The following is a 25068-nucleotide window of genomic DNA, read 5'->3' as shown; positions in this document are numbered from 1 at the left end:
ATGATGAGCTCTATACTTATAGCAGTAGTGGTTTTATTGGCCTTAGCCTCCGTTTTTGGCATTATTTTGGGGTTTGCAGCGGTTCGCTTCCGTGTGGAAGGCGACCCAATTGTCGAACAGATTGATGCCCTTCTCCCTCAAACACAATGCGGTCAATGCGGCTACCCAGGCTGTAAGCCCTATGCACAAGCCATTGCTGATGGAGATTCAATCAACAAATGCCCGCCTGGTGGACAAAACACAATTGATGCTCTGGCTGACTTACTGGATTTAGAAGCTATTCCTCTTGATGCTGAGCATGGCGAAGAAAAGCCGAAAACAGTCGCCTACATCCGTGAAGACGAATGCATAGGATGCACTAAGTGCATTCAAGCTTGCCCTGTAGATGCAATATTGGGAGCCGCTAAACAAATGCATACCGTGATTGTCAGCGAATGTACGGGTTGCGACCTTTGCGTTGAACCCTGCCCTGTCGACTGCATTGATATGATTCCGTTACCTGTCACACCCGCCAACTGGAAGTGGCCAGCCCCCGTCTCAGATCCATCCCTTATTCTGACAGACAGAGGACGTGGCCAACTTCTTCAGGGAGCAAGCCAATGAGCCGGATTTTCAGCTTTCATGGTGGCATCCATCCACCCGAAAATAAAAAACAATCTTTAGGGGCGAATATACGCTTAGCCCCTATTCCTGCTCAGCTCATTTTGCCCTTACAGCAACACATAGGAAAAGCGGCACTTCCCTGCGTTGCGATAGGCGAGCGAGTGCTTAAGGGGCAAAAAATTGCAGAGGCCAACGGCCGAATCAGCAGCTCACTCCACGCGCCGAGTTCGGGTGTTATAACTTACATAGGACCCCAACCCGTTCCTCACGCATCGGGCCTAGAGTCAGACTGCATTGTAATTGACACCGATGGTTTAGACGAATGGTCCACCCTATCGCCGATTGCTGATTACCTATCCATGAATAAAATGGATTTGATTAATCACATTCGAGATTTAGGCATTGCAGGGCTTGGTGGGGCCGGATTTCCGACAGATGTAAAACTGCACTTAGGTGATGATCACATTATCAACACCCTAATCATTAATGCGGCCGAGTGCGAACCCTATATTACCGCTGACGATGCCCTGATGAGAGAACGCAGTGATGAGATCTTAGCGGGTATAGAAATTATTGCGCACCTCCTAAAGCCTAGCCACATACTTATAGGAATTGAAGACAATAAGCCTCAAGCGATCAAAGCGTTGGACCAGGCCCTGCGCGCATCAACATTAAATATTGACATCTGTGTTGTGCCAACCAAATACCCATCTGGCGGCGAAAAGCAATTAATACAGCTTCTCACAGGAATCGAAGTTCCTTCAGGCTCAATACCTGCCGACATAGGCATTGTCTGCCAGAACGTTGGAACTACCGCGGCAATTTACCGAGCTGTTTTTAAAGGCGAGCCTTTAATTTCTCGCGTCGTGACTCTAACTGGCTACGCGCTAGGCCACCGCCAAAACTATGAAGTCCTAATTGGCACACCCTTTACAACACTGCTTGAAGCCGCTGAGGTCAACCGCACGACTCTATTTCGCCTAGTAATGGGCGGCCCAATGATGGGCATTGGCGTCAATGATGAACGCATACCTGTTATCAAAACAACCAATTGCATCATTGCCGCTACCGAAGATGAAATGCCTCCTGCTTTGCCAGCACAACCCTGTATACGTTGCGGTATGTGTGAGCAGGTTTGCCCAGCCTCTCTTTTGCCCCAACAACTCTTCTGGTTTGCTCAGGGCCGAGAGTTCGACAAAGCGAAACAACACAATTTATTTGACTGCATTGAGTGTGGTGCCTGCGCCTATGTTTGCCCGAGCAATATTCCACTCGTGCAGCACTATCGTTTTGCAAAGTCTGAAATTCGCACTGAAGAGTTTGAACAGCAAAAAGCCTCCCATGCACGCATTCGCTTTGAAGCTAGACAAGCTCGCCTAGAGCGAGAAGCTGCGGAGAAAGAGTTACGAAGAAAAGAGCGAGCCGAGGCCGCTGCAAAACAGCAAGCCGAACGTAAACTTGCTGAAGCCACACCAAAGGAGTTGAACTCTGATGAAGAAAAAGCGGCTCAAATCAAGCAACTTAAAACGGCTGCATCAGTTGCACGGACAAAACTGAAGAAAGCGAACGATGCTCTAAAAAATGCGCGAGAGAAAGGCTTAGAAGGAATAGACAAGTTGGAAACAACGATCCTACTGTTAGAGCAAAAAGCCAATGAAGCACAACAAGCTTGGATAGACGCAGGCGGAGAGCAAAGCTAATGGCACTCATTCATTTAAGTTCACCCCATGTATCAAAGGCTAACTCAACTGCTCGCGTCATGCGACTCGTGTTGGTCGCAATGCTCCCTGCTCTCTTGGCGCTCACTTTCTTTTTTGGCTGGGGAAGCCTAATACACATCTTTTTAGCCTGTACGTTTGCGCTCATTTTTGAAGCCTTCGCTTTATATTTAAGACAACGCTCATTACGCTTTTTTCTAAGTGATGGCAGCGCATTAGTAACGGCTGTCCTACTCGCGCTTGCCATCCCACCTATGGCACCGTGGTGGATAACAGCTGTTGGCATGTTTAGCGCGATTGTCATTGCGAAGCACCTGTATGGGGGGTTAGGCCAAAATCCTTTTAATCCAGCCATGGTAGCCTATGCACTTTTATTGATTTCATTTCCAATCGAAATGACACAATGGAACGCCCCTTTTGTGCTCTTAGGCGACTCTTGGCAAGCACTACCTAGCTTCTCACAAACACTTGCAATTATCTTTAACTCACCCCAAGCGCTGTCACTTGATGCCTTTACGGGAGCAACCCCCTTAGAAGTGTTAAAGCATAAAGGCAGCCTCACCACGGAAGAAATTTGGCGCTCATCTGACGTACTCAGCCAAGCAGTATTTGCATGGTACGGAGTCAGCGCCGCGTGGCTCATGGGCGGCATTTTTCTTATTTATCGAAAGATTATGACTTGGCATGCCCCTTTATCGATGCTAGTCACCTTATTTATCCTAGCAAGTCTATTTTACGGTGGAGATCCATCCAACTTTGCAGACCCTTTTGTGCACTTGGGTGTGGGAGCAACGATGATGGGGGCCTTTTTTATAGCCACTGATCCTGTCTCAGGTGCAACCAGCAATAAGGGTAAAATCGTCTTTGGCATTGGTCTTGGCATTTTGATTTACGTCATTCGAACCTGGGGGAACTACCCTGATGCAGTGGCTTTCGCTGTATTATTGATGAATCTATCAGCCCCTTTTATTGACCAATACACTCAACCGCGCAGCTATGGCCACAAACAATCAACCTCAACTCGCGGAGGTAGTCGTTAATGGATTTAAGCCATAGCATTCGCAAAAGCGTACTGGGCATCTCGATTTTTGCGGCCGTAACCGCAGGACTGATCGCAACCACTCAGGTCTTAACTCGAGATAAAATCGAGAGCAATCACCAAGAACACCAAGCACGTGCACTATACGAAATTATTCCTCGTAGCCTTGATGAAAACTTACATTTGAATACTTGGGAAATGAACTTACCTGAATTGGGTGCTCCTACCTCAGTTACGATTTTTCGAGCCATACAAAACCAAGAAGTTAAAGGCGTTATTATTCCGGTAACTGCTCAGGATGGCTACAGTGGTGATATCGAGATGCTGGTAGGCATATGGCAAGATGGACGCGTAGCAGGTGTTCGTGTTTTGTCACACAAAGAAACACCCGGACTTGGAGATAAGATCGAACTGGCAAAATCGAACTGGATTCTTGATTTTAACAACGCTCACTACCAAATTCAGGAAGCCTATCGTTGGAATGTTCGAAAAGATGGTGGTGATTTCGATCAATTTACCGGAGCAACTATCACACCGAGAGCCGTTGTTCGAATGGTCTCTCGTACTTTACAAACCTTCGAGCAACGACGCATCGATTTTTTATCCTTGCCTACTCAAGACACCCAATTAAACGAGGCTCGTAATGGCAACTGACTTGAACAAAATTGTTAAAGATGGACTCTGGACAAACAATCCAGCGCTAGTCCAACTCTTAGGCTTATGTCCTCTACTTGCCGTGACTGGCACGGTAGTCAATGCGATTGGCTTAGGCATTGCGAGCATTGTTGTACTGGTTGGCTCCAACTTAACGGTCTCAGCGTTTCGCAATCAAGTCCCTGAATCCGTTCGCTTACCTATATTTGTCATGATCATAGCCGCCTTTGTGACGGCTATTGAGTTACTGATGCAAGCCTTTACTTATGAGCTTTATCTAATCTTGGGAATTTTTATTCCATTGATCGTAACTAACTGCGCCATCATGGGTCGAGCCGATGCCTTCGCTTCAAAAAACACAGTTCTTGACTCTACAGTCGATGGTTTAATGATGGGAATCGGCTTCACACTTGTATTGATTTTGCTGGGAGCCATGCGCGAAGCCATTGCTTTTGGTACACTCTTCAGCAATATGCATCTAATCTTCGGTGACATAGCACAGAACTGGCAGATAACTCTCATTGAAGAGTATCGCGGATTTCTGTTTGCAGCCTTGCCACCAGGCGCATTTGTAGGACTTGGCCTACTGATCGCCTTGAAGAATAGAATCGATTTGCATTTAAAAAATCGCGCAATTTCTGCGCAAAGTCTCGAAACCACTTCAGCCGGTTCTAAGCGAGTGCGAATAACAGGCTGATCCAGGAGGATGTTTTGCAAATAAATATTTGGCTATGTCGCTGCTTATTATCCTTTGCATTGATATTGACTACCTTTTCATCCGTCAAAGCTGAAACGGAAGAAAGCCAATCTTACGAAGCATTAGCTGCCTTACTTGAAAATGATGCTCTCAGAGCACAGCTTATTCAAGATTTACGAACATTGGCCACGCCACCTGAAGAAGCAGCAATCGATGCGTCAGGGGACAACGTTTCCTTGGCGCGTCAAATTGCAAATCAAACACAATTTATAGCTGAAGAACTGGTCAGCCAAGTTATATCAGGCGTAGATGCCCTGAATAGCTTAACAGATGAAGGATCGTCGATTGATTGGGCGACAATCATCCTGAGCGTATTGAATCTTGGTTATGTAATTTTAGCAACCCTCTTAAGCTTTTTTATCCTTCGTAGACTTCTTATTCCATTGTTTCGAATGGCTGACGGCTGGACAACGCGAAGCAGTGTTTTTGCTCCATTATTAGTGCGCTTATTTGCGGTTGTATTTGCCGCTGTAGCAGATCTCTTTGCTGTCGGCTTGGCTTGGGTTGCAGGCTACGGTGTAGCGCTACTGCTTGTCGGTGAACTGGGTGGCATGGACTCGACTCAATCATTGTTTTTGAATGCTTTTCTTTTAATTGAAGCCTTTAAAGCCATTGTCCGTATGGTGTTTTCATCAAGGTTTGATGGTTTACGTCTTTTACCCATGTGTGCAGAGACCTCTGCGTACTGGAACACTTGGATCGCCCGCTTAAGCGGCTTTATTGGTTATGGCATGCTGTTACTGGTCCCAGTTATCAACTTTCACCTGACCCCCGTTTTAGGGCGTTTCGTGAGCTTGTTGATTATGCTCGTGGCATTCACTTATGCATTTGCCATCATCATGCAAAATAAAGCACGTGTATCTTCTCAAATTAAAGCACGCGCAGAAGAAGCAGATTTTGCATTTACGACAGTATTACTGAATATGCTTGCCCGTAGCTGGCATGTCATTTCAATTGCCTACTTTGCAGGTCTTTTACTGGTAACGGTTATCAGACCAGAAGATGCACTTCCTATTATGTTACAAGCCAGCTTACAAACTTTAATAGCTGTCGGCTCAGGGCTATTCATCTCTGCACTATTAACTCAAATTATTTCCAGACAAATTCGCATTCCTGAAGAAACAAAATTACGGTTTCCCGCACTTGAAGCACGTCTAAATGGCTTCATACCGACATCACTGAAGATCATTCGCTTAGTGATTATGCTGATCGTCATGGCGTTGATTTTGGATGCTTGGGGTTTGTTCAACCTGAATACATGGCTAGCATCAAGCAGTGGTACACGCTTTGTTAGCATGATGCTTAGTGTTGCGTTAATTTTAATTATATCTAAGTTACTCTGGATTGCCTTTGCCAGCTGGGTTGAACACAGATTAAATCCTAACACAGGATCAGGCGAACCCAGCGCTAGAGAAAAAACACTACTCACGCTTTTTCGCAACGCAGTCATGATCAGCTTAACCGTTTTAACTGCGATGATAACCTTAGCTGAGCTTGGCATTAATATTGGCCCATTAATCGCCGGTGCAGGTGTTATTGGTTTAGCTATAGGTTTTGGAGCTCAAACCTTGGTTAAAGATGTCATCACTGGGGTATTTATTCAGTTAGAAAATGCCATTAATACGGGTGATGTTGTCACTGCAGATGGAATTACAGGCACTGCCGAAAATCTAACCATTCGCTCACTAGGCTTACGAGATCGTTTTGGTACATACCACCTCATCCCTTTTTCATCCATTACAAGCGTGTCGAACTACATGAGAGGCTTTGGCTACCACGTGGGCGAATATGGTGTTGCCTATCGTGAAGACACGGATGAAGTCATTGCCCGCTTAAGAGAAGCTTTTGATGAGTTAATGACTGATTCCGACATGCAAGCCGTCATAATGGACGAACTTGAAGTACAGGGTATTACCGAGTTTGGAGATAATGCAGTTAACATTCGAGTTCGAATAAAAACATTACCAGGATCACAATGGGGTGTGGGCAGAGCCTATAACCGCTTAGTTAAGCGCCATCTTGATGCAGCTGGTGTGGAAATTCCTTTCCCGCATCTGACTGTTTACTTCGGACAAAACAAAGACGGATCTGCACCACCGGCACCGATCAATATTGTCAAAATGCCTTCATCGCAGCAACGCTCCTTAAATAGCGATGTTGATGCTGATAAAGCACGCACCAATACAGATGTTCGTGGTGATTATGAGGAACCCGATAACTAGCTGATTTTGAATAAGAGTAATCAAATTGCATGAAGGTTAAATTTTGGTTACTCTCATCATCTAAAAGAATAAAACATCTTAATCGGAGCGTTTTACGTGGCACAATCAATACCCGTTGTCATTTGCGATGATTCTCGCTTAGCTAGAAAGCAAATGGCTCGTGCCCTTTCTCATTGGAATGTTGACATTACTCAAGCCGAGCACGGACTTCAAGCGCTTGAAGCGATTCGTGCGGGTAAAGGGCATATCATGTTCCTAGATCTTAACATGCCGATTATGGATGGCTATCAAGTTCTTGAACGTGTCCGTCGTGATGACCTGCCCTGCTTGGTTATCGTTGTCTCAGGCGATATTCAAGAGGATGCACAAATTCGCGTCATGTCTCTTGGCGCAATCGGCTTTATCAACAAACCCATCAATGAACATATCCTCTGCGAATCTTTAAAAGCCTACGGGCTACTAGATGAGCTGCAAGCTAGAACCTCAACCTCAACTCAATTCTCTGCATCTGCCGAAGATATCCCTAAGGATATGTTTGACCTTGCGCGTGAAACCGCAAACGTTGCAATGGGTCGAGCGGCGGGCTTATTAGCAAAACTATTGAATGTTTTTGTGCACTTGCCTGTGCCTAAAGTACAGCTAATAAGCATTGCTGAGGTTGATATGGCCCTGCAAGCCAGCAGTGGTTTCGACCCAATCACTACCGTATGCCAAGGCTTTATAGGTAAGAGCATTGCCGGCGAAGCCCTACTGATGTTTAAAGAATCAAATATTTCGCAAATCGCTCAATTGCTCAAATATAATGGCGATATCAATGAAGCAGCGGAACGTGAACTTCTCATGGATATCACCAATGTACTTGTTGGTGCTTTTATCCGTAATTTTGGTCAATTAATAAATGTTGAATTTAGTCAAGGAACACCTCAGATACTAGGCCAGCACTGCCAAGCACCTAACCTTCAACAAAACCCAGCTGAATGGAAAAATACGCTGTCCATCGAAATTGAATACACGATCGAAAACACAAATATTAGCTGCGATCTCTTGGTATTATTCACTGAGGACTCACTGTCATCGCTCTCTGAGCGCATGGAGCAACTTACATGATTCACAGCCTACCTACCTTCAATCAAGACAATTCATTGGAGTGGCAGTTAAATCTGATTCAACACCTTGATGTTGGCATTGTTGTTTTGGATAAAGCGTTTACTGTCAGGCTTTGGAACACATTTATGGTGAATCATTCAGGCATTAGTGCAGAGCATATGTTAAATGCTCATTTATTCTCTAAGTTTACCGACCTTCCTGAAGACTGGCTGCGCCGAAAAATTCAGACAGTCATCATGCTGGACAATAGTGCGTTCACAACATGGGAAGAAAGACCTTGGCTATTTAAGTTCAAGAGTTACCGACCCATTACGGGCAGTGCTCGTCATATGTACCAGAATGCAACCTTGCTGCCACTCAAAAATGCTCAGGGAGAAGTCGATCACGTTGCAATCATCATCTATGACGTAACCGATGCAGCTACAAACCGCTTAAGCTTACTCAATGCCAACCAGGAACTGTCACGTCTAAGTATTACAGATCAGCTTACAGGACTTAGCAATCGCGGGTATCTCGAAAGCTGTATTAAAAGCGAATTTGAGCGCTTTTGTCGAACTCAACAAAAAAGCTCGCTGGTCATGCTGGATATTGATTACTTTAAAAAAGTGAATGACACGCATGGTCACCTTGTTGGTGACGAAGTCATTCGGAAAATATCCAAATGCATTACAATGTTTACCCGCACGACGGATCTTGCTGGGCGTTATGGTGGTGAGGAGTTTGCTATCCTGCTGATCAATACGCCTATAGGTAACGCGAAAATTTTTGCTGAGCGACTCAGAGAAGCTATCGAAAACACAGTTATCCAAGTCGACAACCTTGATCTCTATGTCACAGTAAGCCTTGGCATTTCCGTGTCTGACAAGGGCTATACAGACTACAACCAATGGCTAAACGATGCAGACCAAGCGCTATATCGATCCAAAGAGCGTGGACGCAATCAAGTAACCCTTGCCGATTATGATTAAATGAACGCAAGCAAACGCCACCAGATTTTCTCTCGTTTACGCGAGCAAAACCCGCACCCGACGACCGAACTGGAGTACTCAACTCCCTTCGAATTGTTAATTGCAGTCATCTTATCTGCTCAAGCGACTGACGTCGGTGTCAATAAAGCGACACGCAAGCTCTTTCCTGTTGCCAATACCCCTGAGTTGATTTTATCTCTTGGGCTCGAAAACCTAAAAAGTTATATTCGCACCATTGGCTTGTACAACAGTAAAGCAGAAAATATTCTTAAAACGTGTCAGCTGCTCATTGAACTCCATAACAGCTCCGTTCCCTCCACTCGTGAAGCATTAGAGGCTCTTCCTGGGGTTGGACGAAAAACTGCAAATGTTGTGTTAAATACAGCATTTGGACAGCCAACCATGGCGGTAGATACGCATATTTTTCGTGTATCCAATCGTACTCGCATAGCACCGGGCAAAAATGTACTTGAGGTTGAAAATAAGCTGGTACGATTCATACCAACAGAGTTTTTATTAGATGCCCATCACTGGCTTATCCTACACGGACGCTATGTATGCATCGCGCGCAAACCCAAGTGTGGCGCCTGCATTATTGAGGACCTGTGTGAATACAAAAACAAAACAGAAGAGGCTTAACCCGTCCCATTGTGCGGCATGACTTACCCACACAATCTGTGGATAAAGCTGTGAGTTTATTTGGGATGAATCACTGGAGGCCACGTGCCTCTAAGCACACAGCAAATTGATAAAAAAACATGCAGCAGAAACTTCAGTTAAGAATCAAGCATATACTTCTTGACAATTATTTGCAAACCCGAAAAAAACAAAAGAATTGACGATCCCAACACCTGTTGGGACCTTGTGAATAGATATCAAGAATCTGGAATTTCGATCTCTATATGAGTGCGAGGACGACAACAACAAGCAAGTACCTCATCCCCAGCCACATCAACCAACGCATCTTGAACTTGCTCAACCTCTCCATCCAATAAACGTACCCTACAACAACCACAGTAGCCGCCGCGACAATTGTAAGGTGCGGGAATAGACTGAGCCTCTAACGCATCTAATAGGGAATACTCATACTGATAATAAAAGGTATGGTAGTTATTCACTTTTATACGTGGAATCCCAGACATTCTGTCTCCTAAAGATCGAACCCATCAAAGTCTTCGGTTTCGACATCATTATCAATCTGGCCAACCAAATACGAACTGATTTCTGACTCTTGAGGCGCTACTTGGACATTGTCACTCACCAACCATGCATTCATCCAGGGCAATGGATTTTGCCTAGCAGGAAAAATCTCTTCGAGGTTCAGCGCCTTCATCCGCACATTTGTGATGTACTCAACATAATCGCCCAAAATTCTAGCATTCAAACCAATCATCGAGCCTTGACTGAATAAGTAGACAGCCCAGTCTTTTTCTTGCTGCGCAGCCTCCCTAAAAATTTCGTAGACGTCGGGTTTACACTCTTGTGCGATCGACTTGAAGTCAGGATCATCACGGCCAGACGCTAAAATATTCAACATTTGCTGAGTACCTGTAAGATGAAGTGCTTCATCTCGCGCAATCAGACGAATAATCTTTGCATTCCCTTCCATAATGGCTCGCTCAGCAAACGCAAAAGAACACGCAAAGCTGACATAAAAACGTATCGCTTCTAATACATTGACCGACACCAAGGTCAGATAAAGCTTTCGCTTTAAATTGTACATCGACGCGTCTAATTCTCTGTCACCAATCAACTTCTTACCAGGACCATACAAACTGTAAACTGTGACAAGCTCAATAAACTCATCATACAAACGCGTAACAGACTCTGCACGTTTGACAATTTCTGGGTTTGTCACAATCTGATCAAACACAACCGAAGGCTCAGTGATGATGTTGCGGATGATATGGGTGTAAGAGCGACTGTGTATCGTTTCACTAAACGCCCAAGTTTCAAACCATGTTTCCAGTTCAGGCAATGAAACCACAGGTAAAAATGCGATATTGGGAGAGCGGCCTTGAACAGAGTCCAACAGCGTCTGATACTTTAAATTACTTAAAAAGATATGACGCTCATGATCTGGCATATCATTAAAGTCTTTGCGATCCTTTGTAAGATCAATCTCCTCTGGACGCCAAAAGAACGAAAGCTGCTTTTCAATCAACTTTTCAAATATTGAGTACTTTTGCTTGTCATAACGAGCAACATTGACACTCCGTCCGAAAAACATCGGTTCCAACGTCGCATCATGGTCGCTAGGATTAAAAGTAGAATAAGACATAAAGTGAAAAACCTTGAAAAAGTGGTCACTAATAAAATACAAAACTGCGGTGTCGTTAAACACCACAGTTACGAAATCAGCTGAGCTTCAGAGCCTGGCTAAGCGTTTGGATTTAAAGCTTGCACGCACCGCCTTCACACCCAGCATCATCCTGCTGATCTGACGCGCCATCACGAGTATTGTGATAGTAGAGTGTTTTTAAACCATACTTGTAAGCCGTCAACAAATCCTTCAACAACTGCTTCATCGGCACCTTGTCGCCTGGAAAACGTGTAGGGTCATAGTTGGTATTGGCTGAAATCGCTTGATCAACAAATTTTTGCATAATACCCACGAGTTGCAAGTAACCTTCGTTACTCGGAATACTCCACAGCAATTCATATTGAGACTTCAACTCAACGAACTCAGGCACGACTTGTTTCATTATTCCATCTTTACTCGATTTAACTGACACAAAGCCTCTTGGGGGTTCAATTCCATTTGTCGAGTTCGTAATTTGCGATGAAGTTTCACAGGGCATCAACGCAGTCAACGTCGAGTTACGTAAGCCAAACTCCCGAATATCCTCACGCAGTGTTTCCCAGAAATAATGCAATGGCTCTTCACAATAACTGTCAACATCGCGCTTATAGGTATCAATCGGCAAAAGTCCTTTCGCATAGGTTGTCTCATTAAATTTTGGACAAGGTCCTTTCTCTTTCGCCAACTGATTTGAAGCTTTTAATAAATGGTATTGAATGGCCTCAAAGGTGCGGTGTACCAAACCATTGGCGGAACCATCCGAATAACGAACACCATTTTTAGCTAGGTAGTAAGCAAAATTGGTTACCCCTACTCCCAAGGTTCTGCGATTCATGGTGGCATTTTTAGCCGCCAAGATGGGGTAATCCTGATAATCAAGAAGATTATCCAATGCGCGTACTATCAAGTCTGATAAATTTTCAAGCTCATTCAAACTTTCAAGCGCACCTAGGTTAAACGCGGACAAGGTACACAGAGCAATCTCACCATTAGGATCGTTGATATCGTTCAATGGCTTGGTGGGTAATGCAATCTCCAGGCACAGGTTCGATTGGCGTACCGGAGCAACTGCAGGGTCGAATGGGCTGTGTGTATTGCAATGATCTACGTTCTGTATGTAAATACGTCCCGTAGATGCCCGCTCGGCTGCCAAGATTCCAAACAACTCTACGGCTTTTATTGACTGCTTACGAATCGATGGATCCTGCTCATACTGTACGTACAAGCGCTCAAACTCATCTTGATCAGCAAAAAAAGCATCGTATAAACCAGGCACCTCATGCGGACTAAAAAGAGTAATGAACTCCCCTTTAATCAAGCGCTGATACATCAACTTATTGATCTGTACACCGTAATCTAAGTGACGAACACGGTTTTCTTCAACGCCTCTGTTATTCTTAAGAACTAACAAAGACTCGACTTCTAAGTGCCATAGAGGATAAAACAGTGTTGCCGCCCCTCCTCTAACGCCACCTTGCGAACAAGATTTAACCGCTGTCTGAAAGTGCTTATAAAAGGGTATACAGCCCGTATGGAAGGCCTCACCTTCACGAATAGGACTGCCGATCGCGCGGATTCTGCCAGCATTAATACCAATACCAGCGCGTTGCGATACATACTTAACAATCGCCGACGCCGTCGCATTAATCGAATCAAGGCTATCATCCGCTTCAATCAATACACAAGAGCTAAATTGGCGAGTTGGGGTTCGAACCCCTGCCATAATCGGTGTTGGCAGTGACAATTTAAACAAAGACGTCGCATCATAAAAACGTTTAACGTAGTCTAAACGTGTATCTCTAGGATAGGATGCAAACAAACACGCAGACACGAGCATATACAATATTTGTGGGCTCTCGTAAATTTGTCCAGTCACACGATTCTGAACAAGGTACTTACCTTCTAGCTGCTTAACGGCGGCATAACTGAAATTCATGTCACGACCATGGTCTATATAGTCGTTTAATGCTTCAAATTCTGTTTGCGAATAGTCTTCTAATAAATGAGTATCATAGCGGTTCAGCTCAACCATTGAGCGCACATGGGTGTATAGATCCGGCGCATCAAATGAACCAAACGCACGCTTTCTCAAATGGAAAATTGCCAAACGTGCAGCAAGGTACTGGTAGTCAGGAGCCTCTTCAGATATTAGATCGGCTGCTGACTTAATTAAGGTTTCATGAATATCAGATGTCTTTATCCCCTCGTAAAACTGAATATGAGCGCTTAGCTCAACTTGAGAGACTGACACATTTTGGAGACCCTCAGCGGCCCAGATGATCACACGGTGTATTTTTTCAAGATCTATAGGTTCCTGCCGCCCGTTTCGCTTAGTCACCATCAGATTTTTTTGCATCGTCATACTCTTCCGTTTTTGATCATTACTGTAGACCACCAGACGCGAACAACACCTGGTCATTTTTTAAACTAAAAACACTATATATTGTGTGCATTGATAAACAAGACACCAAATATAGTTGTTTTGAAGATTTTTTCAACTCTTGATTTAGCAGCAATTAGGGTGTAGAGACTGGGTGAAAATGAAAGAAAAACCAGCGTCTACGCGGCTTTGAAGAACGTGACGACGACCAGAAATTTTAAGTGATTTTTTTTCATAATAAACTGAGCATAGCTGCAGAGCACGACCTGCGAGAACTAAACAAAAACAATGCTACAAGAAGCAAAAACAGACAATTTGCACTAAAATGAACAAATCAATGACGCGTATAGCACTATATTAGAGCTCATAAAAAACAAGAAAAAACACTACAAACAAATAATAAATATAGAAAAATCCTGTTTAAAGTAGTTTTTCCATCAATATTACACCAATAGACATTTACCAAATTAGTGCACAGAAGATATCATTAGTACTAATTTAGTGCATTAACTCTTTAGGATTTTCTTACCATGCCTTACGTACATGACACTCTCCAGCGCTTACAAAGAAGCAGCCCGGCACAAACAGAATTTTATCAAGCGGCTGAAGAGGTCTTAGATTCGATACGCCCTCTTCTAGATAAAGACAAGCATTATCGTGAAGAAGGCATCATTGAGCGCATTGTCGAGCCTGAGCGCCAAATCATGTTTAGAGTCGTATGGCATGATGATGCCGGACGTGTTCAAGTCAATAAAGGCTATCGAATTCAATTTAATTCAGCACTTGGCCCTTATAAAGGCGGTCTTCGTTTTCATCCAAGCGTTAACGCTGGCATCATCAAATTTTTAGGCTTTGAGCAGATTTTCAAAAATGCTCTGACTGGCCTTCCTATAGGAGGTGGAAAAGGTGGATCAGACTTTAACCCTAAGGGCCGCTCAGACAATGAGATCATGCGTTTCTGCCAAGCATTTATGACTGAACTCTATCGTCATATTGGTGCAACGGTCGATGTTCCAGCGGGCGACATAGGTGTCGGTGCTCGTGAGATAGGTTACCTTTATGGGCAATACAAACGTCTTACAGGAAGCTACGAAGGCGTTCTAACAGGCAAGGGTTTAAAATGGGGTGGCTCATTGGCACGCAAAGAAGCCACAGGCTATGGTGCCGTGTATTTCGCACAAAACATGCTATCTGACAAAGGCGATCATTTAAAAGACAAAGTCTGTTTAGTGTCGGGAGCGGGCAATGTTGCCATTTACACCATCGAAAAACTCTATGAACTCGGTGCACTTCCTGTTACCTGTTCAGACTCACAAGGAACCATCTATGATAAAAAAGGGATCGACCTTGCTGCATTAAAAGAACTCAAAGAACAACGCCGAGTCTCTCTTGAGCACTATCTTGAATTTCACCCTGATGCTGAATATACGCCCTCTTCTCACTACCCTAAAGATGGGCATGCGGTATGGCGCTACAAGGCTCAGGCGGCTTTTCCAAGCGCCACGCAAAACGAATTAACAGAAGCCGATGCTCTGTGCCTATTAGAGAATGGCGTAACCTGTATTAGTGAAGGTGCAAACATGCCATCAACAGCTGAGGCCGTTGATCGCTTTATTCAGGCACGCATATGTTATGGTCCAGGCAAAGCCGCGAATGCTGGTGGTGTTGCCACCAGCCAATTGGAAATGGCTCAAAACGCCAGCATGACACAGTGGACATTTGAAGCGGTCGATGAGCGCTTAAAAGGAATTATGGCTGGCATCTATGAAAGAAGTATTTCTGCCGCTCGCGAGTTTGATCATCCATATAATTTAGTGCTGGGAGCGAATATTGCTGGCTTTAGAAAAGTGGCTGATGCCATGATTGAACAAGGTTTAATGTAATACACTACCCCACGAGTTCTTAAAAGTGCTCGTGGGGTAGATCTTCAGAAAGCTAACCTTTCAGGTTTGCTTGATCTCTAAGTACAAACTTCTGGATCTTCCCAGTAGACGTTTTCGGCAAGTCACAAAAAATGACTTTTTTGGGTGCTTTAAACTTTGCCATATTTTCACGACAAAACTGAATTACATCCTCTTCCGAAGGTACAATAGAGGCCGATGCCTTGAGTGTAACAAAGGCACAGGGGACTTCTCCCCACTTTTCATCATTCATCGCAACGACGGCCGCTTCCATGATGGCAGGATGGCGATACAACACATCTTCCACTTCGATTGATGAGATATTTTCACCGCCTGAAATAATAATATCTTTTGAGCGATCTTTAATCTCAATGTAGCCATCCTCATGCCACACAGCCAAATCCCCCGAATGAAACCATCCACCTTGAAATGACTTATCGGTAGTTGAAGGATTTTTAAGGTACCCCTTCATAACCAAATTGCCTTTCATGAAAATTTCTCCGAGGGTTTTACCATCCTTCGCAACAGGCTCAAGCGTCTCAGGATTCGCCACCATCAATGCCTCAAGCATAGGCGCTCTCACACCTTGTCTTGATTTCAAGCGAGCTTTCTCTGTAGCAGACTTCTCATCCCACTCATCATGCCATGCGCAGACAACACTTGGACCATAGGTTTCTGTCAAACCATAAACATGGGTCACCTTAAAGCCCATCGCTTCCATTCCTTCAATAACCGAAGCTGGAGGTGCAGCACCCGCGGTCATCACTTTCACTTGATGCTCAATCCCCTCTTTCATTTCGTCTGGTGCATTGTTTAACATATTCAGCACAATCGGAGCACCACAGAAGTGATTGACTTTTTCAGACTTAATTGCACCGTATATCGCATCCGCTCTAACATGACGCAAACACACACTAACACCAACTGTTGCAGCTAGCGCCCAAGGAAAACACCAACCATTACAATGAAACATGGGCAAGGTCCATAAGTAAACCGGATGACTTCCCATGTCCCATGAAACAACATTGCTGATCGCATTCAAATACGCACCACGGTGGTGATACACAACACCCTTAGGGTCGCCTGTCGTACCCGACGTGTAATTTAAAGTGATGGCATCCCATTCACTTTCTGGAAGCGCCCAGTTGAATGACGTTTCCCCTTCAGCTATAAAAGCTTCATAGTCCATTTCACCGATCAGTTCGCCACCTTCATATGAAATATCATCAATATCAATGACGATTGGCTTATGAGCAATCATTCGTACAGCGCGTTGTATAACTTCTGAAAACTCACGATCGGTTATGACAACTTTCGCTTCACCATGCTGCAATATAAATGCAATGGCTTCTGCATCTAAACGAACATTCAGCGCATTAAGTACGGCACCCACCATTGGAACACCGAAATGAGCCTCAAAGAGTTCTGGCAAGTTAGGAGCCATTACCGCGACGGTATCTCCCTTACCAATTCCTCTTTTTTGCAATGCACTCGCAAGTTGGCAGCAACGTTGATAAGTCTCAGCCCAAGTTCTGCGCGTGGTATGATGCACAACAGCAAGTCGATTTGGATAAACATCAGCAGCTCTTGCAATAAAACTCAAAGGGCTTAAAGGTGTATAGTTGGCTTGGTTTTGCTCAAGCCCTAACACGTAAGGATTATGATTTGAATTGGACATTTTGTTCTCCGGTAGTATCCCTGACATCCTCTTCTCATCATACGTACTTTCCCTTATTTGACAAGACGTCTTATAGTCTTATAAATAGATACATGCGCTTAAAACAATAAGGATACGCTCGCATGAAACCCAATCAAGATACCTATAATGAGCTGCTCAAAGAAGCCGACCGCTATCGATTACTCGCAGAACAGTCGACAGATTTAATTTCACGCCATAGCGCAACCCCTGATTGGGTTTTTATTGATGTCAATCCAGCTATTGAACCCTTGTTAGGATTTACAGCAGATGAAATCATAGGTACATCAGGATACGCTTTATTTCATCCAGAAGACGCTGATAATTTAAAAAACCGCGCGGACAGTGTGAGATATCGCGACGGCCTCTACACCAATGTGTATCGCTATCGACATAAAAATGGGCATTATGTATGGTTTGAGACAACCAGCAGAACGATCAAAGATGATGACAATCAACCCATCGAAGTCATCTGTGTTTCCAGAGATGTGACAGAGCGTGAATTGGCCTTACAGGCCACCAGACGCCTTGCACGCGTGGTTGAGGCCTCATCTGATATCATTCTATTCTGCAGCCAACAAGGCCTTGAACTAACCTATTTGAATGAGTCGGCGCAACGTACATTATCAATTAACACCCACGCGCACCCCCCTCACACTCTATCGCTATTTTTTGAGCCTAAGTATTTCAAGTCACACGTTATGGCTGCATTAGAAAGTGCCGCCAACACAGGTAGCTGGAACGGTACCTTAATACTGGATTTACCGAAAGACAGTGAATGCATGGCCGAACTAAGGGAAATTATTGCCCACCGCGACCGAAACAATCGTGCTCAAGTTGAGTATTACACCCTGATTGGCCGTGACGTAACCCTTGAAAGGAAAGCAGAAGAGCAAGCAAAGCGACAGCAAACTGAAATGGCACATTTGTCACGACTTTTATCGGTCGGTGAAATGGCCACGGAGCTTGCACATGAGGTCAACCAACCGCTTGCCACCATTTTAAACTACAGTAACGGTACACTCAGACAAATAGAAGAACAGCAAATTACACAACTTGAGCATGCTAAACATGCCCTAAAACTCATTTCTCGCCAAGCCCACAGAGCAGCTGAAATTATTAAGCGTATTCGCCGCTTCGTTCAAAGAACAGACTACCAACGCACAATTGTTTCGATCAACGATTGTTGTCACGAGGTAGCAGAGTTCTTGAAGCAAGAGGCAACTGATCAAAAAATTGAATTTATTTTTGAGCTGGATCCAAGAACACCTAAGGTTGAAGGTGACCGCGTACAAATTGAGCAGGTCATTATGAATTTAGTTCGAAATGCAATTGAAGCTTACTCACATAAGAACATTGCATTACGTTATGTCATACTCTGCACATCCATTGAAAAAAACTTCATAATAGTCAAAGTTTCTGACAATGCAGGCGGAATTGACTTAGGCCTTCAAAGTACCTTATTCGATCCTTTTACCACGAACAAAACAAGTGGGCTAGGTATGGGGCTTTCGATTGCTCGCAGCTTAATTGAAAGCCATGGGGGCCAACTATGGTTAGAACCTAACGGCGTTGCCGGCAGTCATTTCTTATTTAAACTTCCTATGAGGGCCCAACATGAGCCAAAGCAATAAAACGGTATTTTTAGTCGACGACGATCAAGATTTCCGTGACTCAATGTGTTGGCTGCTTGAATCAGCAGGATATATTGTTAAACACTATGACTCGGCTGATCGTTTTCTACAAGAATACGATCTCAGCATGGGCTGCTTATTACTTGATGTTCGTATGCCTGGAACCAATGGCTTAGCCTTGCAACAAATACTGTCCGAAAAGCATATTCCGTTACCAATCATTCTAATCAGCGGTCATGGCGACATTCCAATGGCCGTTAATGCGATTAAAGCAGGTGCTTTAGATTTTATTGAAAAGCCTTTTGACGACAAATTACTCTTAAGCCTTGTCGAAAAAGGACTGACGGAAGCTCATCTACGTTTTGCGTCTTACCGAGAAGAACAGAAAGTCTTTCAGCACTATGATCAATTAAGTGGACGCGAAAAGGAGGTAATGTCCTTAGTCACTGCAGGCAATGCCAATCGAGAAATTGCCGAGATTCTCAAAATAAGCCCCAAAACAGTTGAAGTCCATAGAGCCAGAGTCATGAGCAAAATGCATGCAGAGAACCTTCCAGAATTGGTGAACATGAGTGCTTTGCTTAAACAATACAGGCCTGTATTGTCTTAACTTTGGTCGAAGTAACAGGCAATCGATTAGTCAAACGTGTCAAAAAATCGTAAAATAAATGCTCTAAAATAACGATAAATCATCCAAAGTGATTACGACATGTTAAAAATTCTTGTAAGCGCCTGTCTTTTGGGCGCTAAAGTTCGCTATGACGGTCAAACCTGCCCTCTTCAGCATCCGACGTTACGGCTATGGCAAACTGAAGGTAGATTGATTATGGCCTGCCCTGAAACACTTGGAGGGCTTCCAACACCAAGACCAGCTGCCGAAACACAATCCAGATTTCCAATTCTAATTACTACGGAAAAAGGCGACGATGTGACGCCGGAGTTTTTAGCAGGAGCAGAAGCTACACTCGATCTTGCGAAGAAGTACCACGTATGCTGTGCACTGATGAAATCCAAAAGTCCTTCTTGCGGTAATAACGAAATATACGACGGGAACTTTTCCAATACCTTGATAAGGTCACCAGGAGTTGCAGCGGATGAACTCATTCGTAATGGCATCCCCGTCTTCAATGAAGACCAAATCGATGAATTAATTAAATTTGTTGAAGAGGCGAGCTTCGCCGCTTAGCAAATATCCACTCACTAGACTTGTTACACTTGGCATAGCCACCTAAAATGGTGGCTATTTTCGTCAACTACGGAACATCAGTCTTATGCGTGCCAGTCAATATTTAATCTCAACTCTAAAAGAAACACCTGCAGATGCAGAGGTGATCAGCCATCAACTCATGCTTAGAGCTGGCATGATACGTAAGCTTGCTTCAGGGCTTTACACTTGGCTCCCCATGGGCCTTCGCACGTTACGCAAAGCTGAACGTATCGTTCGTGAGGAAATGGACGCATCAGGTGCTCATGAAGTGCTGATGCCGGCGATTCAACCAGCCGAGCTCTGGCAGGAATCAGGGCGTTGGGAAAAGTATGGTCCCGAACTATTACGCCTCAATGATCGTCACAATCGCGATTTTTGCGTTGGGCCTACTCATGAGGAAGTCATCACGGATATGATCCGCCGAGAGATAAAAAGTTATAAGCAGCTTCCTGCTAACTTCTACCAAATTCAAACAAAATTCCGTGATGAAATAAGACCTCGTTTCGGTGTAATGCGCTCACGCGAATTCATCATGAAAGATGCTTACTCGTTTCACTCCAATAGAGAGTCACTTCAAGCAACGTATCAACTGATGTACGATACCTACACGCGTATTTTTACTCGTATGGGACTGGATTTCAGACCTGTTTTAGCTGACAACGGCTCCATTGGTGGTAACTCATCTCATGAATTCCATGTTCTTGCCGACTCAGGCGAAGATGATATTGCCTTCTCAGATACTGGAACCTATGCGGCAAATATTGAAAAAGCAGAAGCTCTGGCACCCAGCTATCCACGCGCAGAACCAACGCAGGACATGTATCTGGTAGATACTCCTAATACAAAGACCATTGCACAACTGGTCGAGCAGTTTAATCTCCCCATTGAAAAAACAGTTAAAACACTGATCGTCAAAGCCAGCGATCAAACCGATGCTGAGTTTGTAGCGTTATTGGTTCGCGGTGATCATGAGCTAAATGAAATCAAAGCGGAAAAACATCCGCTCGTTGCTGCGCCTTTGTGTTTTGCGACAGAGGATGAAATTCGTTCATTACTCGGTGCAGGTCCCGGTTCTTTAGGTCCCATCAACCTACCTATTCCATGCATAATTGACCGCACTGTAGAGTGCATGTCTGATTTTGGTGCCGGTGCGAATATTGAAGATAAACATTACTTTGGTATCAACTGGGACAGAGACCTTCCAACACCCGATGTCGCAGATCTACGCAATGTTGTGCCAGGTGATCCAAGCCCCTGCGGCACAGGGCAACTTGAAATCAAACGCGGTATTGAAGTTGGCCATGTTTTCCAGCTGGGTAACAGCTACTCTGCTGCCATGAATGCAACCGTCCTAGATGAAAATGGCAAATCCGTTATTATGGAGATGGGATGCTATGGTATCGGCATCACGCGTGTCGTTGCCTCAGCTATCGAGCAAAACCACGACGACAAAGGCATCGTTTGGCCTGTTGCACTGGCCCCCTTCTCTGTCGCGTTGGTACCTTTAAACTACGACAAATCTGAAGATGTCCGTCAACAAGCGGATGCACTTTATGCGCAATTGACGGCGGCAGGCATTGATGTACTGTTAGATGATCGCAAAGAAAGACCCGGTGTTAAGTTTGCGGATATGGAGTTGATTGGTATTCCCTACCGAGTGGTTATTTCTGACCGCGGCTTAACAAATGGTATGGTTGAGTATAAAGCGCGTCAGGATGCGGAATCTCAGGATATCAATCTCAGCAATATTTTTGAGTTGCTTGTTAACAATATTCGCAACGCATAAGTTAATATCGCTTTAGCAAAAAAAGAGGCTCATTAAGAGCCTCTTTTTTTGTGCCAGCCTTATGATCAGACCTCGGCTACTCGATCCATCGAGTAGCCGGATTGCTCTAGCTTAGTTATCGATATTTAGCATACCTTTGTTAATCAAGTCATTCAGGAATTCAGCCGAACTTTCACCATTCATTTGCACCCCTTCTAAGACGATCTTCTGATCAGCGTTATCTGGATTGCCTAATAAGCCACCATCAGTCTTGATGAACAACACGGTAGAATCACCGTCTTGTTCCGCCAAGATAAAGTCATTGATGGTTGACTCAGACTCTCCAGACAATAGATCTTTCAAATCCAACACATTGTTGCCTGTTGAGAAGTCTTTAACGACATCAACAGCAGGGGCACCCACACTTCCTTGATCATTGAGTTCCCACTTGAAGACATCGTCGCCCTCTCCACCAAAGAGAATGTCATTGCCTTGACCACCGATAATCAAGTCATTGCCACTGCCACCCAGAATGGTGTTGTCGCCTTCATCCCCTCTGAACACCTCGCCAGCTTGCGCTATTTTCCCATTCAGATTAATGGTCAATACGGACTGAACCTGATCACCATCAGCATCTGTTAAGATGTAGGTAAAGGAGTCTTGAACCACCTCATTCGGTTTCAGTGTCGAGAGCACATCCGGTTTAGCAATGTAGGTATACGAACCATCCTCTTGAATAGTAAGGCTACCGTGCGTTCCATCAATTGTGCCAGATGCGGCATTAATGCCAGACCACTTCACTGCATCTGCAACTGCCGCACCATCGGCACCGAAGTTGTAGTCAACTTGACCTTCAATCGATGGAAGTGCGTAGGTCGAAATGAGCTGTCCAACAAGTTCGAACGAGTTGGACTGAGTCTCAGTCGTACGAATTTGCTCAACCACATTTCCATTTTGATCAATAAATCCTTTTACTTGGAACTGGTATTCACGACCATTAACGATAAAGGTTTGCGTAGCATCCACATTCGTAATAGTGACAATATCATCATTATCTGGATGAGTTGGCGTCGAGTTAGTGTTCGGAGTCTCGTTGTGAGATAAAGTAATTGTTGTTGTGATTTCTTGTAGCTCATCACTCCCTTCAATTCTGAGTTTGAATTTAACAACAAGATCCGTACCCGTAAAGTTGCTTGAACCTGACGAGATTGGGAAATTGTTATGGGTGAAAATCCCCAATGTAATCAACTGATCGAGTGCAATATCTGTCTCAACACGAAGTTCCTCATTATCGACAAAGGTATAACCAGAGCGTTGCGAACCAGAAGTAGGTGTACCCCATTCAAGCTTATCAGCAAAGGAATCTTTTTGATCAACATTGGTACCTGTGGCAGTCGATGGGTCAAATATAAACCCAGCTTCAAATGCACCTAACTTAGTATCAACAAGGCTAACATCCAATGACACTTCTGTTTCAGCCGCAACTGGAACATCATCAATGATATTGGCTTTAAGCTGAGTAGTCGCTTCAGCACCACTAGCACTGGTGACAGTAATGTCGAACAGCCCTTTAGAGAGTTCGTCCGCACCCTGTGCAGAATGCGCTTCAGGGGATGTCAAATCAAACTCATAGTTTAACTTGTAGATACCCGACGCTCCCTCTTCAAAGCCCGTTAAGGTTACTGTGTTTCCAGCCGCAGTCGTCAATACTAAAGGCGTATCTGCAAGGCCATTTAGCTGATCTTGATTCAACAAAATGCCATCAATCAGGATCGAGGTAATTGGATTAGCAGATGTAATCACTACCTGACCACTTGCAGAAGTCGACCCTTCACCAGCCGCAGACCCTTCCGGCAAGAATTTCTCTTGTACCGTTGGTGCACTGACCTGCATTGTGATGAAGTTAGAAATGCCATTTAGATGAATTTCCAATGAAGACTCAACCAAGTCGCCATCCGCATCCTTCAGTACGTAGGTGAATCGATCAACCAGCACTTCGCCTAATTGCAGCTTATCACGAGCTTCCTCTTTCACCTCATAACTGTAGCTGCCATCTGGGTTGATGGACAAAATACCAAGATCAGTTTCTATCACACCCGATGCAGCATCGATATCCTTCCAAATAACTGGATCTTCATCAGCAGCGCCATCGGCACCCCAGAAGTAGTCCACCTGACCTTCAAATACAGGTAAGTCAGACGTTGAAGCCAATTCAGCAAAGAGTTTAAATGAGTTAGAAGCCTGCTCCTTCGTTTTAATCTCATCAACAATATTGCCGTCTTGATCTAAGAAGCCCTTAATTCTGAACTCATATATACGATCATTAATTTCATAGGTTTGTACAAAATCAATGTTCGTGATTGTTATGATGTCATCATTTTCAGGCGCTTGTGGATCAGGATTTGTATTTGGTGTTTCGTCGTGCTCCAAGAACACCCGACCAACAATTTCTTGCTCAACTCCATCAATCACCAACGTAAATTTAACTTCCAATACAGTGCTCGTCAGGACAGAGCCAGACGATAAAATCGGGAAGTTATTGTGAGTAAAGGTACCCAATTCAATCAACTGATCGGTGAAAATGGTTTCGCTCGTACGGAAGTCCTCATTATCTTCAAATACGTAGCTTGAACCTTGAGAACCATTTGCAGGTGTCCCCCAAGTTAAGCGATCTGCGTATTCATCTGCATCGAGGACTTCACCTGATACACTTCCATTAACAGCTGTGGTTTCTTCAAGCAAGAAGCCTGCTTTGAAAGCAGAGATTCCAGCTTCAGTTAGGGCCACACCGATGTTTTCTTTTACATCTTCCGCTGCAGGGATATCGTCAACAATTGACACCTCTACTTCAGAGCTTTCAAGATTTCCTCGCAGATCCGTAACTGACAGACTAATTGGCTCTTTTGCCAACTCGTCTGTACCAGGCGCAGGATGGGTCACCGGGTTCAACAATTCGAAGGTGTAATCTACTTGGTACGCGTTATCCCCAACCTCTGTAAAGCCAACAACTTCAATTACGTTGCCTTCAGGTGTTGTGATGCTGAAAGGCGCTGCATTGCTAGCCTCTAGTGCTTCAAGCGTAACAACTATTCCTGCAATGGTGACAGACTGTATG

The 25068-nt window shown here is 44.3% G+C and carries 19 protein-coding genes; 14 read left to right on the top strand and 5 right to left on the bottom strand.

Annotated features, from left to right (window positions below):
* The first annotated feature begins 3 nt into the window (after window positions 1-3).
* The 9 genes from rsxB to nth all read left to right on the top strand — a co-directional run bounded on the left by rsxB (window position 4) and on the right by nth (window position 9707).
* Window positions 4-603 carry an electron transport complex subunit RsxB gene (gene rsxB, locus DN062_RS16495; protein ID WP_112160440.1) on the top strand — a complete coding sequence of 200 codons (600 nt, stop codon included), beginning with the start codon at window positions 4-6 and terminating at the stop codon, window positions 601-603.
* Entirely contained in the window at window positions 600-2303 is a 1704-nt protein-coding gene (gene rsxC, locus DN062_RS16490) for an electron transport complex subunit RsxC (RefSeq protein WP_112160398.1), read from the top strand. Before rsxB ends, rsxC begins: the two co-directional genes overlap by 4 nt.
* Entirely contained in the window at window positions 2303-3361 is a 1059-nt protein-coding gene (gene rsxD / locus DN062_RS16485) for an electron transport complex subunit RsxD (protein WP_112160397.1), read from the top strand. Before rsxC ends, rsxD begins: the two co-directional genes overlap by 1 nt.
* Window positions 3361-4014 carry an electron transport complex subunit RsxG gene (gene rsxG, locus DN062_RS16480; protein ID WP_112160396.1) on the top strand — a complete coding sequence of 218 codons (654 nt, stop codon included), beginning with the start codon at window positions 3361-3363 and terminating at the stop codon, window positions 4012-4014. Before rsxD ends, rsxG begins: the two co-directional genes overlap by 1 nt.
* Entirely contained in the window at window positions 4004-4711 is a 708-nt protein-coding gene (locus DN062_RS16475; protein ID WP_112160395.1) for an electron transport complex subunit E, read from the top strand. Before rsxG ends, DN062_RS16475 begins: the two co-directional genes overlap by 11 nt.
* A 14-nt stretch (window positions 4712-4725) precedes the next feature.
* Window positions 4726-6993, top strand: a complete 2268-nt coding sequence (locus tag DN062_RS16470; protein ID WP_205126764.1) for a mechanosensitive ion channel domain-containing protein — start codon at window positions 4726-4728, stop codon at window positions 6991-6993.
* Between the two features lie 96 nt (window positions 6994-7089).
* Window positions 7090-8100 carry a response regulator gene (locus DN062_RS16465; protein WP_239995822.1) on the top strand — a complete coding sequence of 337 codons (1011 nt, stop codon included), beginning with the start codon at window positions 7090-7092 and terminating at the stop codon, window positions 8098-8100.
* Window positions 8097-9068 carry a sensor domain-containing diguanylate cyclase gene (locus tag DN062_RS16460; protein WP_036510371.1) on the top strand — a complete coding sequence of 324 codons (972 nt, stop codon included), beginning with the start codon at window positions 8097-8099 and terminating at the stop codon, window positions 9066-9068. The genes DN062_RS16465 and DN062_RS16460 overlap by 4 nt, the downstream gene beginning before the upstream one ends.
* Window positions 9069-9707 carry an endonuclease III gene (nth, locus tag DN062_RS16455; RefSeq protein WP_112160394.1) on the top strand — a complete coding sequence of 213 codons (639 nt, stop codon included), beginning with the start codon at window positions 9069-9071 and terminating at the stop codon, window positions 9705-9707.
* 236 nt (window positions 9708-9943) lie between these two features.
* Here nth and yfaE read toward each other — a convergent pair whose 3' ends face one another.
* From yfaE to nrdA, 3 genes are all read right to left on the bottom strand, one after another.
* Window positions 9944-10210, bottom strand: a complete 267-nt coding sequence (gene yfaE / locus DN062_RS16450; RefSeq protein WP_112160393.1) for a class I ribonucleotide reductase maintenance protein YfaE — start codon at window positions 10208-10210, stop codon at window positions 9944-9946.
* An 8-nt stretch (window positions 10211-10218) separates the two neighbouring features.
* Window positions 10219-11349: a class Ia ribonucleoside-diphosphate reductase subunit beta gene (gene nrdB / locus DN062_RS16445; protein WP_112160392.1), complete on the bottom strand. Its 1131-nt coding sequence runs from the start codon at window positions 11347-11349 to the stop codon at window positions 10219-10221.
* Window positions 11350-11461: 112 nt separating this feature from the next.
* Window positions 11462-13726: a class 1a ribonucleoside-diphosphate reductase subunit alpha gene (gene nrdA / locus DN062_RS16440; RefSeq protein ID WP_112160391.1), complete on the bottom strand. Its 2265-nt coding sequence runs from the start codon at window positions 13724-13726 to the stop codon at window positions 11462-11464.
* 554 nt (window positions 13727-14280) lie between these two features.
* Between nrdA and gdhA the strand changes: the two genes are divergently transcribed.
* Window positions 14281-15633: an NADP-specific glutamate dehydrogenase gene (gene gdhA, locus DN062_RS16435; protein ID WP_112160390.1), complete on the top strand. Its 1353-nt coding sequence runs from the start codon at window positions 14281-14283 to the stop codon at window positions 15631-15633.
* A 52-nt stretch (window positions 15634-15685) separates the two neighbouring features.
* On the opposite strand, the gene DN062_RS16430 is transcribed toward gdhA, so the two are convergent.
* A complete protein-coding gene (locus DN062_RS16430; RefSeq protein WP_112160389.1) occupies window positions 15686-17329 on the bottom strand; it encodes an acyl-CoA synthetase in 1644 nt (547 codons plus the stop codon).
* A 122-nt stretch (window positions 17330-17451) separates the two neighbouring features.
* On the opposite strand from DN062_RS16430, the gene DN062_RS16425 reads away from it, so the two are divergent.
* The 4 genes from DN062_RS16425 to DN062_RS16410 all read left to right on the top strand — a co-directional run bounded on the left by DN062_RS16425 (window position 17452) and on the right by DN062_RS16410 (window position 21974).
* Entirely contained in the window at window positions 17452-18981 is a 1530-nt protein-coding gene (locus DN062_RS16425; protein ID WP_112160388.1) for a sensor histidine kinase, read from the top strand.
* On the top strand, window positions 18965-19591 hold the full coding sequence (locus DN062_RS16420; RefSeq protein ID WP_112160387.1) for a response regulator transcription factor: 627 nt from the start codon (window positions 18965-18967) through the stop codon (window positions 19589-19591). The genes DN062_RS16425 and DN062_RS16420 overlap by 17 nt, the downstream gene beginning before the upstream one ends.
* Before the next feature lie 99 nt (window positions 19592-19690).
* Window positions 19691-20167 carry a 2-thiouracil desulfurase family protein gene (locus tag DN062_RS16415; RefSeq protein WP_112160386.1) on the top strand — a complete coding sequence of 159 codons (477 nt, stop codon included), beginning with the start codon at window positions 19691-19693 and terminating at the stop codon, window positions 20165-20167.
* Window positions 20168-20252: 85 nt separating this feature from the next.
* Window positions 20253-21974 (top strand): proline--tRNA ligase, encoded by a 1722-nt coding sequence (locus DN062_RS16410; protein ID WP_112160385.1) that lies wholly within the window; start codon window positions 20253-20255, stop codon window positions 21972-21974.
* A 111-nt stretch (window positions 21975-22085) separates the two neighbouring features.
* On the opposite strand, the gene DN062_RS16405 is transcribed toward DN062_RS16410, so the two are convergent.
* The coding region (locus DN062_RS16405) for a choice-of-anchor K domain-containing protein (RefSeq protein ID WP_133256776.1) at window positions 22086-25068 on the bottom strand (2983 nt) is incomplete at its 5' end.

The organism is Nitrincola tibetensis, from assembly GCF_003284585.1.
Classification (GTDB): Bacteria; Pseudomonadota; Gammaproteobacteria; order Pseudomonadales; family Balneatricaceae; genus Nitrincola; species Nitrincola tibetensis.
The sequence above is the reverse complement of the archived record's forward strand: the minus strand, read 5'-3'. Positions and strand labels throughout refer to the sequence as shown.